At 57.1% G+C, this 18,468-nt stretch carries 13 protein-coding genes; 6 read left to right on the top strand and 7 right to left on the bottom strand.

What is annotated here, in order from left to right:
• Positions 1-145 precede the first annotated feature (145 nt).
• Positions 146-5,197, top strand: coding sequence for a dermonecrotic toxin domain-containing protein (locus V5E99_RS28135; protein ID WP_499805648.1), 5,052 nt, complete (start codon positions 146-148; stop codon positions 5,195-5,197).
• Positions 5,198-5,224: 27 nt separating this feature from the next.
• On the opposite strand, the gene V5E99_RS28130 is transcribed toward V5E99_RS28135, so the two are convergent.
• The 7 genes from V5E99_RS28130 to acs all read right to left on the bottom strand — a co-directional run bounded on the left by V5E99_RS28130 (position 5,225) and on the right by acs (position 13,753).
• Positions 5,225-6,205 carry a GlxA family transcriptional regulator gene (locus tag V5E99_RS28130; RefSeq protein ID WP_010457247.1) on the bottom strand — a complete coding sequence of 327 codons (981 nt, stop codon included), beginning with the start codon at positions 6,203-6,205 and terminating at the stop codon, positions 5,225-5,227.
• Between the two features lie 797 nt (positions 6,206-7,002).
• Positions 7,003-7,767: an ABC transporter ATP-binding protein gene (locus tag V5E99_RS28125; protein WP_499805646.1), complete on the bottom strand. Its 765-nt coding sequence runs from the start codon at positions 7,765-7,767 to the stop codon at positions 7,003-7,005.
• A 27-nt stretch (positions 7,768-7,794) separates the two neighbouring features.
• The gene (locus V5E99_RS28120) at positions 7,795-8,907 is read right to left on the bottom strand and encodes a M14 family metallopeptidase (RefSeq protein ID WP_499805645.1); all 1,113 of its coding nucleotides are present in this window, start codon (positions 8,905-8,907) and stop codon (positions 7,795-7,797) included.
• A gap of 1 nt (position 8,908) precedes the next feature.
• Positions 8,909-9,607 carry an ABC transporter permease gene (locus V5E99_RS28115; RefSeq protein ID WP_499805643.1) on the bottom strand — a complete coding sequence of 233 codons (699 nt, stop codon included), beginning with the start codon at positions 9,605-9,607 and terminating at the stop codon, positions 8,909-8,911.
• A complete protein-coding gene (locus V5E99_RS28110) occupies positions 9,604-10,296 on the bottom strand; it encodes an ABC transporter permease (RefSeq protein ID WP_499805675.1) in 693 nt (230 codons plus the stop codon). The genes V5E99_RS28115 and V5E99_RS28110 overlap by 4 nt, the downstream gene beginning before the upstream one ends.
• A gap of 88 nt (positions 10,297-10,384) precedes the next feature.
• Complete coding sequence (locus V5E99_RS28105; protein WP_499805641.1) at positions 10,385-11,158, bottom strand: ABC transporter substrate-binding protein; 774 nt, start codon at positions 11,156-11,158, stop codon at positions 10,385-10,387.
• A gap of 639 nt (positions 11,159-11,797) precedes the next feature.
• Positions 11,798-13,753, bottom strand: coding sequence for an acetate--CoA ligase (gene acs, locus V5E99_RS28100; RefSeq protein WP_499805640.1), 1,956 nt, complete (start codon positions 13,751-13,753; stop codon positions 11,798-11,800).
• A gap of 414 nt (positions 13,754-14,167) precedes the next feature.
• Here acs and V5E99_RS28095 point away from each other — a divergent pair, with 414 nt between their 5' ends.
• The 5 genes from V5E99_RS28095 to V5E99_RS28075 all read left to right on the top strand — a co-directional run.
• A complete protein-coding gene (locus tag V5E99_RS28095) occupies positions 14,168-14,434 on the top strand; it encodes a DUF2790 domain-containing protein (protein ID WP_499805638.1) in 267 nt (88 codons plus the stop codon).
• Between the two features lie 186 nt (positions 14,435-14,620).
• Positions 14,621-14,935 carry a hypothetical protein gene (locus V5E99_RS28090; protein ID WP_499805636.1) on the top strand — a complete coding sequence of 105 codons (315 nt, stop codon included), beginning with the start codon at positions 14,621-14,623 and terminating at the stop codon, positions 14,933-14,935.
• 513 nt (positions 14,936-15,448) lie between these two features.
• Positions 15,449-16,699, top strand: coding sequence for a ribonucleotide-diphosphate reductase subunit beta (locus V5E99_RS28085; RefSeq protein WP_499805635.1), 1,251 nt, complete (start codon positions 15,449-15,451; stop codon positions 16,697-16,699).
• Between the two features lie 175 nt (positions 16,700-16,874).
• Complete coding sequence (locus tag V5E99_RS28080; protein WP_499805634.1) at positions 16,875-17,732, top strand: sce7726 family protein; 858 nt, start codon at positions 16,875-16,877, stop codon at positions 17,730-17,732.
• A gap of 36 nt (positions 17,733-17,768) precedes the next feature.
• Positions 17,769-18,468: sce7725 family protein (locus V5E99_RS28075; protein WP_499805633.1), on the top strand; the 700-nt coding region annotated here is incomplete at its 3' end.

Here is an 18,468-nt window from a genome sequence, read left to right as displayed (position 1 = left end):
CGCAGTTTAAACCGATGCGCGGGATTAGCGGCAGCGCGTGCGACATTAGATTTCAAGTCATGAAGCGAGGTGCGGTAACTATGTACCGCACCCCTTCTTTTTATTTCGGGTCTCCTTGCATCTCGACATGTTTAAGGACGAACCCGTGGATCAATCGATTGCCTCACCCACTGCGACATCAACGCCGATAGAGCCGCAACACCCCGACAGCCATTACGAGCACCTCGCCGCCGCTTTGCCTCAATGGCTGCTCAACGCCTCTGCGGGCAGACGCGCCGCCGTGGCTGATGCTCGACTGCACAGGCATGCAGCATTGCGCAACGCTTCGGCTGGCCAGCACGCGGCCCTGAAAAAGCACAACGCCGCTTACTGGAACGCCCAGAACCAGATCGACCAACGCCTGGCGCACCTCAAGGATGCCCGAGCCTTCGGCGAGCCCTTGCTGCGCGAGGCGCTGAAAAAACAGTACGGCCTGGACCTGGACGTGAACGCCACGTTTCTACACCTGTACATTCCCCAGTCCATCCCGTGGTTTCCGCTCAAGTCCGGCGCCGCGCGCAGCTGGACGGTTTCGTTGCTCGACGCCGCGCTGCATAACTTCGAAGCCGCCGAAACCACGGAAGACGCCTACGAGGCGGATTCAACCTTTATCACCGCGCCGTCAGCCACCGGCCAGTTCGACACACTCGGGCACATCAAGACCACCCTCTCCATCCCCGCCTTCACCCGACTCTGCCGGGAACTGGACATCGGCGCCCGCTATCAGGCCTGGCTCGAAGACAACCTAGGGGTGAGCAACCCGGTGGTCGATGCCGTCTTGCAGCCACAGATCCGCGCCAGCCACAAAGCCGCCCTGCGCATGGCCCTGGAACTGGCGCTCATCCAGAAGGACACGCTCAGCAACGACGCCTACCTGTCCATCCTCGGTCTGGTGAACGGTGTGCAAGGCATGTTGCTCGATGGCAAACCCCTGCTCTGCCACGACCTGACGATGATGTCCGCACAGCTCACCGGCATCCTCCTGTTCGCCCCGAACCTGGAGCTTGATCGCAGCGTGGCGCGGGTCGTGGTTTACATCCCCGAAGACCCGGAACAGCCGCTCAAGGAATACGCGTCCACCAGCGATTTCATGACCGACCTCAGTCGCAAATTGCGCTCAAGCCACTATCAGCGCTTTTTCAGCCGATTCGTCGCCCACCAGGATCGCGGTTACTTTTTCGCCGACCTCAACAACCGGCTGACGCAGGTTACCTGGCACCCGTACATCGTCGGCGACCCTCGCCCCTCCTGGCGCGAATCAGCGGCCCGGCATGCCAACCTGCAACTCGCGGCAACGGTGATCAGCGGCCACCTGTGGCGACACCTGCACCAACGCAAGCTCGACCAAATCCTGAATGACGCACGAACCCTCGCCGTATCCACCGCCAGCGCCGATCAAAAAGCACGTTGGGCACTGTGGGATTCGCTCAGCAACATGGCTTCAAATCTTTTGCAAATTGTCGCGTTCGTCGCACTGCCATTCGTCCCGTTTCTCGGCGAGTTGATGCTGGCCTACATGGCCTATCAACTGCTGGACGAAACGTTCGAGGGCATCATCGATTGGGCCGAAGACCTGACCCAGTCAGCATTCGAGCACCTGATGGGCGTCATCGAATCCCTGGTCCAGGTCGGTACATTTGCCGCTGGCAGCAACATAGTGACCGGTGAATTCCGTCAGGTGCTGCCACAGCAATGGGTGCAGTTCATTGACCGCTTCACTCCGGTGAAGACCGCCGATGGCAAAACCCGCTACTGGAACGGCGACCTGAAATCTTACGAACAATCCCAGGCCCTGCCCGCCGACGCCACGCCCAATAAATTAGGCTTGCACACACAGGCCGGAAAAACCATTTTGCCGCTGGACGGCAAGCACTTCGAAGTCACCCAAGATGCCAGCCTCGGCCAGTTCCAGATCGAACACCCACGTCGGACCGGCGCATACAAACCGAAGCTGGAACACAACCGCAACGGCGCCTGGCACACCGAACTTGAACGCCCGCTGACCTGGGATCGCGACACCACCCTGCAACGCATCGGTCATGCCGTCGACACGCTGTCCGCCACAGAACGCGAGCAAGTGCTGCGCATCAGTGGCTATCACGAAGATGCCTTGCGCAAAATGCATGTCAATCACGAGCCATTGCCGCCGTTGCTGGCCGACACACTCAAGCGTTTCAAGCTCGACAAAGCCATTCGCACTTTCATCGAACGCATCGGCAGTGACCACGCCGACACCTACCTGAGCGCCGACCCGCAAACCCAACTGCAACTGTTGACTGAGCATCTGCCGTGGCCGCAAGCCAAGGCGCTGCGACTGATCGACGGGCGCGGCGACACGTTATGGCAAAGCAGCAACAGCCTCACCCGCGATGTACGCGTATATGAGGTCAAGCCAAGCGACGGCGATGTCTTGAACACCGCGCTGCGATACCTCGACAGCGCTGAAATGAAAACCCTGTTCGAGGAAGCGTTCGGCGCACCCGCCGTCAGCCTTCAAGCGCGAACCCATGCACTGAGGACCAGGCTGGCGGAAATCGCCCGGGATCGACACGTCTCGATTTTCGAGGCCCGTTACCGGGCGCTGGAACTCAACGTCGACCCGCTGGCGCAGCGCCTCATCGACACCACACCCGGCCTGCCGGCGAGTGTCGCCGAAGAGTTGCTGATGAAGGCCAGCGGCACCGAACTGCAACAACTGGAGGACGGTGTCGTACCGGCGCGCCTCAAGGAATTGGCGCGTTGGGCGCAACAACAAGTACGCGCGGTCCGTGCCCGTGAAAGCCTGGAACTGGCCGCGCAACACAACACCGACACCGCCCGACTGGCCCTGCATTCACTGCCGCGCGTGCCCGGCTGGTCAGGCGAGATCCGGATTGACCTGAACCGGTTTTCCTTCAGTGGCGAACACCTGGAACGCATCGGCAAACCCCAGGCGCCGGTCAGCAAAGTGCTGGTCCAACTGGAGGACGGGCATTACCAGGCCTTCAACGATATCGGCGAACAACTCTCGGGCGCCGAAGATTTCTACGACTGCCTGCTGCGGGCGCTTCCCGACAGCGAGCGCAAGGCCATGCAGCTGGAAATCGGCCAAGGCACACGGCTCAGGCAAACGATTAGCGAACATGCGCTGGGATACGAAGAACTGCAGCAGGTGCTGTCACCCCACCCACAGCGCAAACCCCGCTACGACTCGAAAACCATGCGCCTGCCCGGCGGTGCCGACGGCTACCCTCGCCTCAACCCTGGCACTCACACCTTGCAAGACCGGGTTCGCGAACTCTACCCCGCCCTCAATACCGCCGAAGTCGAAGACGTCGTTCGCACACTGCAAAGCCACCCGGCCGGAGCGCGAATGGAACTCTCGCGCCTGCTCGGCGAATACAACCGGATGACCGACAGCTTGCGCATCTGGATCAACGCCACCCCGCACTTCCATCCGGAAACCGGGGCCCGGCTCACGCCCGCGCACTACGAGGCCGCGCAGCTCAATCGCGCGATGTTCATGGACGAGCTGCAACGCTGCTGGCGCCGCCAGACCGCCCTCAATGACGACGACACGGATGTGGGTGATCGCGGTTACATGTTCAGATTCACCCGGCCCATCATCGGCGAGTTGCCGGCGATCGACGCGGACTTCAGCCATGTCGCCTTCCTGACCCTCGAAGGTAATGAAGCGACCCGTGGCGCCCAGCAATTCCTGCGTCATTTCACCGGGTTGCGCCGCATGGAGGTGCGCAACATCGCCCTGAACACCGTGCCCGACAGCGTGTTCTCAATGCCCCATCTGACCCAGTTGATTCTCAGCAACTGCGGCATCACCCTGACCGCCGAAAGCTCGGCGTCCCTGGCCTCGCTGAGCCGCATGCGAACACTGGAGCTGTACAAAAATCCGCTCGGACGCGTCTTCAGTGTCCAGGCCATGGCGGAACTCGACTACATCGACCTGGCCGAAACCGGCATTTCCAGCCTGCCGCCGGGCCTGCTGCGGGTGCCCGTTAAAACGGCCATTTTCACCGACGACCTGATCAGCGACTTGCCTGCCGAACTGTTCGATTTGCCCGGGAGCATCAGCAAAGCGTTCGACTTCGCCGGCAACCCGCTGACGACTGTCACCCGCGACCGGATAAAAGCGTATTTTCAAAAGACCGGCCAGGACCTTGCGGTGTACGCCCCACAAGCCGACCTTGATCGCATAACCCGCTTGTACCCACAACTGGACCTCGAACAGGCCAGCGACTTTTTCTATCGCCTGCCCGGCACCCTGGAAACCGGCCGTACCGAACTCGCTCGACTGGAAACCGAATACGCCACACTGACCGCAACCCTGGCCGCCTGGTCCGGCGACCTGCCCGCCGTACACCCGGTCAGTGGCGAGCCCTTCAGCGCCGAACAACTGATGATCGAGCACAGCGCACGGGACGAGTTCAAACACCTGCTTGAGCAAGGCTGGCGTCGGGAAAGTGAACTGGACGAATTCAATCAGGCCCTCGAACCCACCCATGAACTTGACCTGTCACTGGCGTTGACGGGGGAACTGCCCACCCTGAGCGCTGACTTCAGCCACATCTCCCACCTGTATTTGCAGAGCGAAGACGGGCTGACGTCCGTGTCTGACGGGTTCCTCAGGTGCTTCCCCAAACTCAAAGGCCTGACCATTCGGGAGTACCGTTTGGGCAATATTCCGCAGTCGGTGTTTCACATGGGGGAACTGGTGGCGTTGTCATTACCTGAATGCCGCGTCAGCCTGACCGCCGAGACCGTCGCGGCCCTGGCCGGCATGGAGCGCCTGGATTTTCTGGACTTGAGCGGCAACCCGCTGCTGCTGACACCCGACGTCAGTCAGATGTCAGAGCTGTCGACGCTGATGCTCAACGACACCCACATCAGCGAATTCCCGCCGGGGCTGGTGAATCTACAGGGACTGGACATCGCCAACCTGAGTGACAACGCCATTCAGGAAATACCCAGCGACATCCTCGAACTGCCCATGGAAATTGCCGAGAGCATCAACTTGAGTGGCAATCCGATTTCCGAACAAAGCCTGGTGCTGCTCAGGGCTTATTTCAAACAGACAGGCACTGACTTTGGTCTTGAGGAAGTCATCATTACTGCCGAAGTCAACGCGTCCAACTCAGACGATTCGGAGACCGAGCAATGAGGCAATCGGGTTAAATACCCGCCAGCGTCAACCGCGTTCCGATGGCACTGACGACAACTCGAATGGACTGCTGCTGCGCCGCTGGTTGCGATCTTCCCGCGGCGTGGCACCGAAGAAGTTGCGATAGGCGCTGGAGAAATGCGGCCCCGAAGAGAAGCCACACGACAGGCCGATCTGGATGATCGACTTGCTGGTTTGCATCAACATCTGCCGGGCCTTGTTCAGGCGCAGTTCCAGGTAGTACTGGCTCGGCACACGGTTGAGGTATTGCTTGAAGATCCGTTCCAACTGCCGGCGGGACACGCACACATGCTGGGCGATTTCGTCGGTGGTCAGGGGTTCTTCGATGTTGGCTTCCATCAGCAACACCGCTTGGGTGAGCTTCGGATGGCTGGAGCCGAGGCGGTTTTGCAGCGGGATGCGCTGGCGTTCGCCGCCCTCACGGATGCGTTCGACCACCAGTTCTTCCGACACTGCACCGGCCAGTTCGGCGCCGTGATCACGGGCCAGCACCGCCAGCAGCAAGTCGAGTACCGACAGGCCACCGCAGGCAGTCAGGCGATCACGATCCCAGTCGAACAGGTGACTGGTGGCGATGACTTTCGGGAAGCGTTCGGCGAAATCGTCCTGCCAGCGCCAATGCACAGCCGCGCGATAACCGTCGAGCAGACCGAGCTGGGCCAACGGGTAAACACCGGCGGACAAACCACCGATCACGCAACCGGCACGCACCAGTTGTTTGAGCGAACTGCTGAGCGCCGGCGCGAGTGTGGTCGGCGGCTCATCGGCGAGCAGAAATAACTTCTGGAAATTTTCGAGCTTGCCGGCCCACGGCTCACCGGGCAATTGCCAGGCACCTTCGGTTGGCGGTTCGGCCTGCAAGAACGACAGTTCGTAGACAACGTCCGGATGCACACGCTGAGCGACACGCAAGGCCTCCTCAGCCAGCGCAAGCGTCAGAGCTTTAGTGCTGGGCCAAATCAGGAAACCAATTCGATGGGCAGTCATGGCGGGCAATCCGAAACGAAGAACAGTGATGAAGGCATGGGCCAATGCTAGCCCGTAAATGAACGCATATCTCGAAACCAACAAAGATCAACCGCAGGAGCCGTATCGCCCCGCCTGTAGGAGCTGTCGAGTGAAACGAGGCTGCGATCTGTTGATTTTAAAAATCAAGATCAAAAGATCGCAGCCTTCGGCAGCTCCTACCGGAACCGTATCGCTGCCCCTGTAGGAGCTGTCGAGTGAAACGAGGCTGCGATCTGTTGATTTTCAAGATCAAGATCAAAAGATCGCAGCCTTCGGCAGCTCCTACCGGAACCGTATCGCTGCCCCTGTAGGAGCTGTCGAGTGAAACGAGGCTGCGATCTGTTGATTTTAAAAATCAAGATCAAAAGATCGCAGCCTTCGGCAGCTCCTACCGGAACCGTATCGCTGTCCCTGTAGGAGCTGTCGAGTGAAACGAGGCTGCGATCTGTTGATTTTCAAGATCAAGGTCAAAAGATCGCAGCCTTCGGCAGCTCCTACCGGAACCGTATCGCTGTCCCTGTAGGAGCTGTCGAGTGAAACGAGGCTGCGATCTTTAGATTTTAAAAATCAAGATCAAAAGATCGCAGCCTTCGGCAGCTCCTACCGGAACCGTATCGCTGCCCCTGTAGGAGCTGTCGAGTGAAACGAGGCTGCGATCTGTTGATTTTCAAGATCAAGGTCAAAAGATCGCAGCCTTCGGCAGCTCCTACGGGTGATTCGGGTCAGCCTCCAGGTTGCGAAGCATGCACTATCCCGGTGCACAACGGGAGTTCGGTTTACTTCAGGCTGCCCGAGAGAAATTGCTGCAAACGTTCGGACTGTGGATTGACCAGCACCTCACGCGGGTTGCCGCTTTCTTCGACGACACCTTTGTGCAGGAACACCAACTGGTTCGACACTTCACGGGCGAAGCCCATTTCGTGGGTCACCACCACCATGGTCCGGCCTTCCAGGGCCAGGGCCTGCATGACTTTCAGCACGTCGCCCACCAGTTCCGGGTCGAGGGCCGAGGTCGGCTCGTCAAACAGCATCACCTCAGGCTCCATCGCCAGCGCACGGGCAATCGCCACACGCTGTTGTTCGCCGCCGGACATGTGTCCCGGGTATGCATCTTTACGATGGGCCACACCGACCTTGTTCAGGTAGTGCTCAGCCTTCTCGCGGGCTTCAGCCTTGGTCATACCGAGCACATGGACCGGCGCTTCCATGATGTTTTCCAGCGCGGTCATGTGCGACCACAGGTTGAAATGCTGGAACACCATCGACAGGCGCGAACGCATGCGTTGCAGCTGTTTCGGGTCGGCGGCTTTCAACGCGCCTTCCTTGTTGGCCACCAGTTTCAGCTCTTCGTTATTGAGCAGAATCTTGCCCGCGTGCGGCTGCTCGAGCAGGTTGATGCAGCGCAGGAAAGTACTTTTGCCGGAGCCACTGGAGCCGATGATGCTGATCACATCGCCAGCCGCCGCTTTCAGGGACACGCCCTTGAGCACTTCGTGACTGCCATAGCGTTTATGCAGGTCTTGGACTTCAAGTTTGTACATGCGGTCGGTTCTCACAAAAACAGTCAGTCAGTCGTTGAGCAAGCGCCCGTGACGCAGCGCTTCGCGCCCCGCCACCTTGGCCAGCCAGAAACCGGGTTGGGCATAACGTAGCCGTTCAATGGCAAACAGCACCCCGGACGTACCAGCACACACCGTGCTGACGCGATCCGCCAACGGATCGATCACTTCGAAAATCTCATCCCCGGCTTCAATCCACTCACCGGGTTTACGCAGGAAACTCACCACACCGGGGTGCGGCGCGAACAACAATTCGGTGCCTTCGAACGGCATGCCTTCACAGGCCTCTTGCGCCGGTTTTGGCCATTCGCCGCTGATCAGGCCTTGCTCGGCGAGAAACGCCAGAATGCCTTCGGCGTGCGCCTGGGCTTGCGGGCGACCGGTATCAGCCTGCCCGCCCAGCTCAATGGTGGTCGCCAGGCAAGCCAGGGGAATCTGCGCGTCCGGGAACTGGCGCGACAGACGCAGCCACGGCAGCGAACAGGCTTCGTCGAACGAGCTGCCGCCGGAATCTTCCGCCAGCAAACCCACTTTCACGTCCAGGTGCGCGGCCAGCGAACGCCATTGCGGCCAGTGTTGCGGCAAGGCGTACATGTGCAACGCGGCTTCAGCATCGCAATGCAAATCCAGCACCACGTCGGCGGTGCAGGCATGGCTGAGCAAAACCCGCTGCATGCCTTGCAACTGACTCGCCGCCGGAGGCAATGCAACGAGCGCATCGCTCATGGCCTGGCGGATCAAGCGGATATTGGCGTGCGGATCATCCCCCAGGCGCCCTTCCAGCTCGGCGGCCACTGGTGCGCTGAGCTCGACGAAATCGCGGTTGAAGTTCTTGCCGCTGCCCGCTTCGAAACGCCCTTGATGATTGCCTTGCAGCAGTTGACCGAGGCCCAGTGGGTTGGCCACTGGTACCAGTTCGATGACACCGTTGAGCAAGCCTTGGGTCTCGAGCTCACCTAAACGCTTTTTCAGCTCCCACGCGGTGCGCATGCCCGGCAGTTCATCGGCGTGCAGGCTGGCCTGGATGTAGGCCTTGCGTTCGCCGCTACCGAAGCGGAACACCGAAATCTGGCGTTCGCTGCCCAGGTGGCTCCACGGCAATGAATGATCGATGCGTTCCATATCAGTGCTTCCGCGGGGCCATGTAGCCCAGCCAGCGGCGCTCGGCCAGTTTGAACAGTTTCACCAGAATGAATGTCAGGCACAGATAGAACACGCCAGCAGTGATGTACGCCTCGAACGGCAAGTAGAACTGGGCGTTGACCGTGCGTGCGGCACCGGTGATGTCGATCAGGGTCACGATGGACGCCAGACTGGTGGTCTGCAGCATCATGATCACTTCGTTGCTGTACTGCGGCAGCGCCCGGCGCAGGGCCGACGGCAGCAGGATGCGCTTGTACATTTTGTAGCGCGACATGCCCATGGCCTTGGCCGCTTCGATCTCACCGTTCGGCGTCGCACGCAGGCTGCCGGCAATGATTTCGGCGGTGTAGGCGCTGGTGTTGATCGCAAAGGCCAGGCACGCACAGAACGTCGCGCTGGACAGCCACGGCCACAGGAAGCTTTCCCGTACCGCTTCGAATTGCGCCAAACCGTAGTAGATCAAAAACAGTTGCACCAGCATCGGCGTGCCGCGGATCACGTAGGTGAACAGCCAGGCGCTCATGTTGACGGCGGCGTTCTTGGACACGCGCATCAGCCCCAGCGGCAGGGCCGCCAGCAGACCGAAAAACAGCGACAGCGCGAGCAATTTCAGGGTGGTGACCAGGCCGCCGAAGTACAGCGGCAGGGCCTCCCAAATGACGTTGTAGTCGAAGATCATAGATCAGCCGCCCTTACGCCTACCGAGTAGCGCTTCTCAAGGTGACGCAATGCCAGCAACGAGACACTGGTGATCACCAGGTACATCGCCGCCACTGCGAGGAAGAAGGTGAAAGGCTCGCGGGTGGCATCTGCCGCCTGCTTGGCCTTGAACATCATGTCTTGCAGGCCCACCACCGAAATCAGCGCGGTCGCCTTGGTCAATACCAGCCAGTTGTTGGTGAAACCCGGAATCGCCAGACGAATCATCTGCGGCACCAACACCCGGAAGAACACCTGAAAACTGCTCATGCCGTAAGCCATGCCGGCTTCTGCCTGACCTTTGGGGATCGCCATGAAGGCGCCACGAAAGGTTTCGGACAGGTACGCACCGAAGATGAAGCCCAGGGTGCCGATACCGGCCGCCAATGGGTTCAGGTCGATGTAGTCGTTAAAGCCAAGCATCGGTGCGACGCGGTTGAGCAGGTCCTGACCGCCGTAGAAAATCAGCAGGATCAGCACCAGGTCGGGAATCCCGCGGATCACCGTGGAATACAGGTCGCCCAGCCAGGCCAGCCAGCGAATCGGGGACAGACGCAGCGAAACGCCGATCAGACCCAGAACGATGGCCAAGACCATGGACGACAAGGCGAGCTGAAGCGTCAGCCATGCGCCATCGAGGATGACAGCCCCGTAGCCTTTCAACATGATTCAGGTCCTCGAAAGTTGGGATGAAAAAATGGCGCAAACCTCAGAGATCCTGTTGCTTGCGCCATTTCAGACTTGTCGCGGGGACGTGTTACTTGCCGTAGATATCGAAGGCGAAGTACTTGTCCTGGATTTGCTTGTACTTGCCGTTCTCGCGAATGGCAGCGATCGCACCGTTGATCTTGTCTTTGAGCGCGTCACCCTTGCGAACCGCGATACCCACGCCGTCGCCGAAGTATTTGACGTCGGTGAAGGCCGGGCCAACGAAGGCGAAACCTTTGCCGGCGTCGGTTTTCAGGAAACCGTCATCCAGCAGCGTAGCGTCTGCCACGGTGCCGTCGAGGCGGCCGGCGGCCACGTCGAGGTAGATTTCGTTCTGCGAACCGTAAGGCTTGATCTCGGCACCCAGCGGGGCCAGGACTTCACGGGCGAAACGCTCGTGGATCGAACCACGTTGCACGCCGATGTTCTTGCCCTTGAGCTCGGTCAGGCCATCGCTGACTTGAGTGCCCGCCTTCATGACCAGACGTGCCGGGGTGTTGTAGTACTTGTTGGTGAAGTCCACGGACTTCTTGCGATCTTCAGTGATCGACATGGACGACAGGATCGCGTCGATCTTGCGCACTTTGAGTGCCGGGATCAGACCGTCGAACTCTTGCTCGACCCATACGCACTTGACCTGCATCTGTTCGCACAGGGCGTTGCCGATGTCGTAGTCAAAACCAACGATGCTGCCGTCCGGCGCCTTGGAGGCGAACGGAGGGTAAGCTGCTTCGATACCGATTTTCAGAGGCTTTTCATCGGCGAAGGTCGGCAGGGACAGCACGGACAGTGCCAGGGCGCCAAGCAGCACAAGTTTCTTCATCTTGGGACTCCATCGGTAAAGGGCAAAACGGCAGAGTGAGCTAATGCCCAATATGCGAATGGGTTAAACCGCAAAGCGGTGCTGCGTCGTAGGAAAGCTGCGTTGAATTCAACACGAGCAACGACGAGCGAGTGATCGGCATTCTAACGACAGGCCCGAAGCCGATATTTCTTCAATGCGACAACAAATTACAGATGCACTGAGAATGGCGCTTGAGCACGTTGACAGCCTTGCAATTTCATGCAAGAGCAAAAGATTGTTAACCGATATATATTGCAAATTGCGGGCCCATTATTGGCAAACCCTTCTAATCCGGCAAGCACAGCGTTGTGTCTTATTTTTCAGAGGGGCTGGAGACGCCCACATGTGGGGCTTTGCGTTTCCCAATGCCCCGTCGTCGGGCGCGAGGTTACACATTTAGTTACTTGAGAGGCGACGGGTAACAGTGGGAAATCACCTACGGATGAAGTCGATAATTATTGGTTGAAAATCAACACCAAAAGATCGCAGCCTTCGGCAGCTCCTACGCCGAGCGCGCTCCCCTGTAGGAGCTGCCGAAGGCTGCGATCCTTTGATCTTCAACAAAAAAACCCCGCCAGGTGCAATACCGGGCGGGGCTTCGATGACGCCAAACGCGGCTTACGCGGCGTTCATGGTCTTGTGGGTATCAATCAAATGCTGCACCACACCCGGATCGGCCAGGGTGGAGATATCCCCCAACCCGTCGTATTCGGCAGTGGCAATCTTGCGCAGGATGCGGCGCATGATTTTGCCCGAACGGGTTTTCGGCAGCCCCGGCGCCCACTGGATGACATCCGGCGAAGCAATCGGACCGATCTCTTTACGTACCCAGTTTTTCAGTTCCAGGCGCAATTGCTCGCTTGGCTCTTCGCCACCGATCAGGGTGACGTAGACATAAATGCCCTGGCCCTTGATGTCGTGCGGCACACCGACCACCGCCGCTTCGGCGACTTTCGGGTGAGCAACCATCGCGCTTTCGATCTCGGCTGTGCCCATGCGGTGACCGGACACGTTAAGTACGTCATCCACACGACCGGTGATCCAGTAGTAACCATCGGCGTCACGTCGCGCACCGTCACCGGTGAAGTACATGCCACGGAAAGTCTTGAAGTAGGTGTCAACGAAGCGGTCATGATCGCCATACAGCGTGCGCGCCTGACCTGGCCACGAATCGAGAATCACCAGGTTACCCTCGGCAACGCCTTCGATGATGTTGCCCAAGTTGTCCACCAAGGCTGGCACCACGCCGAAGAACGGACGCGCCGCCGAACCTGGTTTCAAGCCATGAGCGCCCGGCAATGGGCTCATCAGGGTCGCGCCGGTTTCGGTCTGCCACCAGGTGTCGACGATCGGGCAACGGGACTGGCCGACGTTCTTGTAGTACCAATCCCACGCTTCCGGGTTGATCGGTTCACCGACCGAACCCAACAGACGCAAGCTGCTGCCATCAGCGCCTTCAACAGCGGCGGTGCCGGAAGCCATCATCGCGCGGATCGCGGTCGGCGCGGTGTAGAGGATGTTGACCTTGTGCTTGTCGACGATCTTCGCCACCCGGGTGATGTCCGGATAGTTCGGCACGCCTTCGAACAGCAACGTGGTCGCGCCATTGGCCAGCGGGCCGTAGACGATGTAGGTGTGGCCGGTGATCCAGCCGACGTCGGCGGTGCACCAGTAGATTTCGCCCGGACGGTAATCGAACACGCGCTCGTGGGTCATTGCCGCATACAGCAAGTAACCGCCGGTGGTGTGCTGCACGCCCTTCGGCTTGCCTGTCGAGCCGGAGGTATAAAGGATGAACAACGCTTCTTCGGCGCCCATCTCTTTCGGCGCGCAGACACTGCCCGCCACTTTCATCAGGTCTTCGTACCAGATGTCGCGATGCTGGTTCCACTTGATGTCGCCACCGGTGCGCTTGCACACGATGACTTTCTGGATGCTGCTGGTTTCCGGGTTGGTCAGCGCGTCGTCGACGTTGGACTTGAGCGGGATCTTCTTGCCGGCACGAATGCCTTCGTCGGCAGTGATCACCACTTTGGATTTGCAGTCGATGATGCGACCTGCCAGGGCTTCCGGCGAGAAACCGCCGAACACCACCGAGTGAATCGCGCCGATCCGGGTGCAGGCCAGCATGGCGACCACGGCTTCGGGGATCATCGGCATATAGATAGTCACCACGTCGCCGCGGTGCACATCCTGGCCGCGCAAGGCGTTGGCGAACTTGCAGACTTCTTCGTGCAACTCGCGGTAGGTGATGTTGCGGCTCTCGGCCGGGTCATCCCCTTCCCAGATAATCGCGATTTGATCGCCGCGCTCGGCCAGATGACGGTCGAGGCAGTTGTAGGAAACGTTCAGGGTGCCATCGGCGAACCACTTGATGTCGACATGGTGATCGTCGAAGGACGTCTGCTTCACCGTGGTGAAAGGCTTGATCCAGTCGAGGCGCTTGGCTTGTTCGCGCCAGAAGCCATCCGGGTTGACGACCGACTGCTGGTACATGGCCTTATAGGTGGCCTCGTCAGTCAGCGTATTGGCTGCTACCTCGGGACGAACGGGATACAAAGAAGCCGCACTCATCTTTCTTACCTCGGTGAAATAGTTGTTTTTGTATGACCCTGTTGTAGCCGGGACGGGCCTATAGAACCATTCGACGATGGTAGTAACAAGCCCCTACAAAACGCCCTGATTACCCCTCCTTCCCCCCTGAAACCCCGTATTCCAAGGCCCCGCGCCCCTGTAGGAGCTGGCGAAGCCTGCGATCTTTTGATCTTTCGAGGGATTGTTACGAAAAACACGAAAGGTGTTTATCAAAACCACGGCTATATGAATCCAAACCCCACGCCTAAAATCCACCTCGCCAACAAGGCAACCCTGATTAACCAAGTTGCAGCCCCCACGAAGGCAGTTAATCAAACACCAAGTACTGAAGTTCCACACGCAATCCTAAAAAGATTGCGTGACCCCACTCGACCTTAGAAAGGTAAATTTGAAATGAAAGCTTTATTAGTTCTGGCCCTCAGCAGTCTGTGCGCAACCGCCATGGCAGACGAGGCCCCGACTGATGCTGCACAGCAAAAACCGGTGATCGTTGAGGAATACACTTACTCCACCCACCTGGATATCGCCAACATCGTGTCCATGAGCGAAGTGCCAAACGTCTGTGAAGTTGTTCCGATGAAAATGGAATACGACGACTCTAAAGGCCAACGCCACATCCTGCGTTACAGCGTCATGGGCAACGGCTGCTCTAACGGCTAATCACCCGCAACTCCCTTAACGGTTCGACCCACCCGCCTCGCTTTTCAAGGCAGATGAAGCGCCGAACCGTATACATCGAATAATACGATTGTTAAGTGCGATTATTTGCGCTTTTTAATCAACTTAGTTGGCGTAGCATGAAGTCCACACCCAAGGCACAACGCCAACGAACCTGGAGCCACCACCATGAAAACCAAACTGATCCTCGCCCTGACCCTCTCCGTACTGGCCGGCAGCGCCTTCGCCGCCGACGGTTATGACCGCACTGGCTCGGCTGTTTTTACCAGCGATGCGGCACTCGCTTCCGACGGTTACGACCACACCGGCTCGGCGTCTGTCGCTTCCGACGGTGCTGACCACACTGGCGCGGCCAAACTGGCTGCCGACGGTGCCGACCACATTGGCGCCGCCAAGGTCGCTGCCGATGGTGCCGATCACATTGGCGCGGCCAAGGTTGCGGCTGATGGTGCTGATCGTGTAGGCGCTGCCCGTTTCAGCTAATGGCTGAACGCGACATTAGGGCCCGACTTCGGTCGGGCTTAGTTGTGTCTGGAGCCGTCGAAACGCAACCTAAAACACTACATGTAGTGAAAAACGTGTTTTCTGGCTGTTTTTTGAACAAAAAAAACCTTGCACCAAAATTTATGAAAAAAAATCTGCACCCGCGATTTCCAGCCAAAGCCCTGTAAACCCTCGCTCCAACCGAAAAACCTCCCCCCGCCACCCCTTCTCAGCGCCACTTCGTCGCACCACAGCCCTGTTTTTTTCCCTATAATGCGGCCTCAAACGGGCCTGCAATATTCCCTTACAGGGGTGAAAAGCCAGTCTGAAGTCCACGCAGAAGCCGTTCACGCTATCTGCGCCCATCAGAGGCTTCGGAAACCCGTACGATTTTGTGTTTATTGCCTGCGTATAGCTGCTGCAAAAAACGATTCCTTTAGATCCAACGCGGCCGTACGCCGTGTGAAAAACCATCACACGGGCTACAGGCCCTCACGCAGGAGACGACACGTCATGCTGAGCTGGGACGAATTCGACAAAGAAGACACGGGCGAAGTCGTGGTAAAAGGCGCCAACGCCGGCCACGCCACTGAAGCCAACATGGACCGCCTCGACACCGCCGGTGGCGTCGCCGCCCAAGAAGCGCGTGCCGTCACCGCGTCCGACTCCGCCGCCATTGCCCGTGCCAAAGCTGCCCTGGACAACCTCGACATCGCCGAAGGCCTGGCTGAACTCGAAGGCGCCTCGGCCCGTGTCGCTGTCGATGAAAAGCGCATGATCAACTGCCGCGCCGACCTCAACCAACTCGTGCCATTCAAGTACGACTGGGCCTGGCAGAAGTACCTGGACGGTTGCGCAAACCACTGGATGCCGCAAGAAGTCAACATGACCGCCGACATCGCCCTCTGGAAAGACCCGGAAGGCCTGACCGACGACGAACGCCGCATCGTCATGCGCAACCTCGGCTTCTTCTCCACCGCCGACTCCCTGGTTGCCAACAACCTGGTCCTGGCCGTGTACCGCCTGATCACCAACCCGGAATGCCGCCAGTACATCCTGCGCCAGGCGTTCGAAGAGGCGATCCACACCCACGCCTACCAGTACTGCATCGAATCGTTGGCCATGGATGAAGGCGAGATCTTCAACATGTACCACGAGATCCCATCGGTCGCGAAAAAAGCCACCTGGGGCCTCAAATACACCCGTTCGATCTCCGATCCGAAGTTCGAAACCGGCACCGTCGAAACCGACAAAGAGTTGCTGCGCAACCTGATCGCCTACTACTGCGTTCTGGAAGGCATCTTCTTCTACTGCGGCTTCACCCAAATCCTCTCCATGGGCCGCCGCAACAAAATGACCGGCGTCGCCGAGCAGTTCCAATACATCCTGCGCGACGAATCCATGCACCTGAACTTCGGCATCGACGTGATCAACCAGATCAAAATCGAAAACCCACACTTGTGGGATGCTGAAATGAAGGAAGAAGCTTCGCAGATGATTCTGCAAGGCACCCAACTTGAAATCGAATATGCGCGTGACACCATGCCTCGCGGCGTACTCGGCATGAACGCTGCGATGATGGAGGACTACCTCAAGTTCATCGCTAACCGTCGTTTGTCGCAGATTGGGTTGAAGGAAGAGTATCCAGGGACGACGAACCCGTTCCCTTGGATGAGCGAGATTATGGACTTGAAGAAAGAGAAGAATTTCTTTGAGACTCGGGTTATTGAGTATCAGACTGGTGGTGCGCTTAGCTGGGATTGATTTCAGGCTAGACGGGGACGTCCGAAAGGGCCGCCAATGGCGGCCCTTTTTTATGGCTGAGTGCTCTAGTGGAAAATCACAAAAAAGATCCGACTCCCTGCTCCGCCTCCTCTCACGCTCAACATCACCTGCTACACTGCGCTAGCCTTATCACAAATATACTCCGGAAATCGGCATGCAATTTGATATAGACCACGCACGATTCCTTGCAAGGATTCTCAATCGGACAACATTTACATCGCTCGCTCGCGGTGAGGATCCACGCACGCTCTTCGAACCATATTTGAATTTAAAACAAACACAGACATTGACAAAAGTTAAAGATCTATATGCCTACGCGTTCAATTCAATAAGAAAAAACTACAGAAGCGAATATGTATACAAATCCGCTATCGCTGACCGAATAGTTTTTGGTCGTCATAGCCCTCACACATCAGCCCTTTCGATCGAACTACCTGTTGGCAGATCCATAGTAGATGCGGCTGTATTCAACGGCACATCAACAGCATACGAAATAAAAACCGAGTTCGACAGCCCTCGCCGACTAACATCTCAAACCCCCGACTATTCAAAAGCCTTCGAAAATATATATATCATAGCTCACCCGCAGCAGGCTGAACGTTACGCCGATAGAACAGAAGCACACGTTGGCGTTTTATCACTAACAAAAAACGATAGCTTATCCGTTATAAAGCAAGCAACTAGCAACATGAACAACATTAATCCTCAAATAATTTTTAGAATGCTGCGCAGGGACGAATACTTGCCTGCACTGGAAAAACTAGCAGGTGAAAAAATAGTACTGCCTAACGGAATAATAAGAAGTCATTGCGAAAAGCTATTTTCTGCACTAGATCAGAAAACTGCACACAATATTTATGTAAATGCCATGCGGAAACGCACAACCGAAAGCGAAATAGTAAACTTCATGAAGAGCCTCCCTAGCCACTTAAGAGTTCTTGGGTATTCCTCACCTCTTTCGCGCCCTCAGAGAGCAAGATTACTTACAGCATTAGATTCCGATTTCTCCTAGCGCACTTATTAAAACTCTCCAGCAAGGAATGCAAAAATGTATAGTCCATATCTTTACGCTCGCAGATCAGAATTGCTTGCATTAAGAGCTCTCATTAGTGAAGAAATTGATTTTACTGGGCTAATACCAATAATAGAACCAGTACTAGTCAACACTGGCGATATACACCGTTGCATGGAAGCCTTCGGAAAAAACGCAAAAAACCTGGTTATTCTTACAAACCCTAATCAACATCAGTTTTCTAAAGATCCATCAACAAAAAAAACCTTTCGCGACAACTCTCACCATCTATTTGTAAAACATGAAACGCTGATACCTGGCTACTGTATTGGGGCAACAACAACACAGGCCAACATCAATAGCTTTCTATCACACTACAAAGACAAAAATGTAGCACTACTGTACAACAGTCCAGCGCTTAACGAGCAAGAAATCAAGTCTAACAGCGCATCAAATCAGGTTTCTTTTCATATAGTTCTTAATGATAAAATATCCACCAATCAATCAGCCCTGCTTCCAACACATAAAAAAATAGACATTAGAGACTCTTTTAACAAGCTAGATCGCAACGCAGACTATAGTGGCAGAGAGCTATTTACTGACAAACACAAAAATGTCGGTATTGGAATCCTCGCAACCGGTGACTACACCATTACTGGGCGAAAACTAGAAATGGGTGGAGGCAAGCCCGGAGCTGTCGCAAGCCACATTACGTTCAAACACCAAAATACATTAG

This window comes from Janthinobacterium sp. LPB2021202312-11-4, assembly GCF_037049705.1.
Taxonomy (GTDB): Bacteria; Pseudomonadota; Gammaproteobacteria; order Pseudomonadales; family Pseudomonadaceae; genus Aquipseudomonas.
Note: the sequence above shows the minus strand (reverse complement) of the source record. Positions and strands in the feature narration are given on the sequence as shown.

Coding starts and splice junctions, on each gene's coding strand:
- V5E99_RS28130 (WP_010457247.1), bottom strand. CDS start 6,205: ATGACTGCCCATCGAATTGGTTTCCTGATTTGGCCCAGCACTAAAGCT.
- V5E99_RS28125 (WP_499805646.1), bottom strand. CDS start 7,767: ATGTACAAACTTGAAGTCCAAGACCTGCATAAACGCTATGGCAGTCAC.
- V5E99_RS28120 (WP_499805645.1), bottom strand. CDS start 8,907: ATGGAACGCATCGATCATTCATTGCCGTGGAGCCACCTGGGCAGCGAA.
- V5E99_RS28115 (WP_499805643.1), bottom strand. CDS start 9,607: ATGATCTTCGACTACAACGTCATTTGGGAGGCCCTGCCGCTGTACTTC.
- V5E99_RS28105 (WP_499805641.1), bottom strand. CDS start 11,158: ATGAAGAAACTTGTGCTGCTTGGCGCCCTGGCACTGTCCGTGCTGTCC.
- acs (WP_499805640.1), bottom strand. CDS start 13,753: ATGAGTGCGGCTTCTTTGTATCCCGTTCGTCCCGAGGTAGCAGCCAAT.
- V5E99_RS28095 (WP_499805638.1), top strand. CDS start 14,168: ATGAAAGCTTTATTAGTTCTGGCCCTCAGCAGTCTGTGCGCAACCGCC.
- V5E99_RS28090 (WP_499805636.1), top strand. CDS start 14,621: ATGAAAACCAAACTGATCCTCGCCCTGACCCTCTCCGTACTGGCCGGC.
- V5E99_RS28085 (WP_499805635.1), top strand. CDS start 15,449: ATGCTGAGCTGGGACGAATTCGACAAAGAAGACACGGGCGAAGTCGTG.
- V5E99_RS28080 (WP_499805634.1), top strand. CDS start 16,875: ATGCAATTTGATATAGACCACGCACGATTCCTTGCAAGGATTCTCAAT.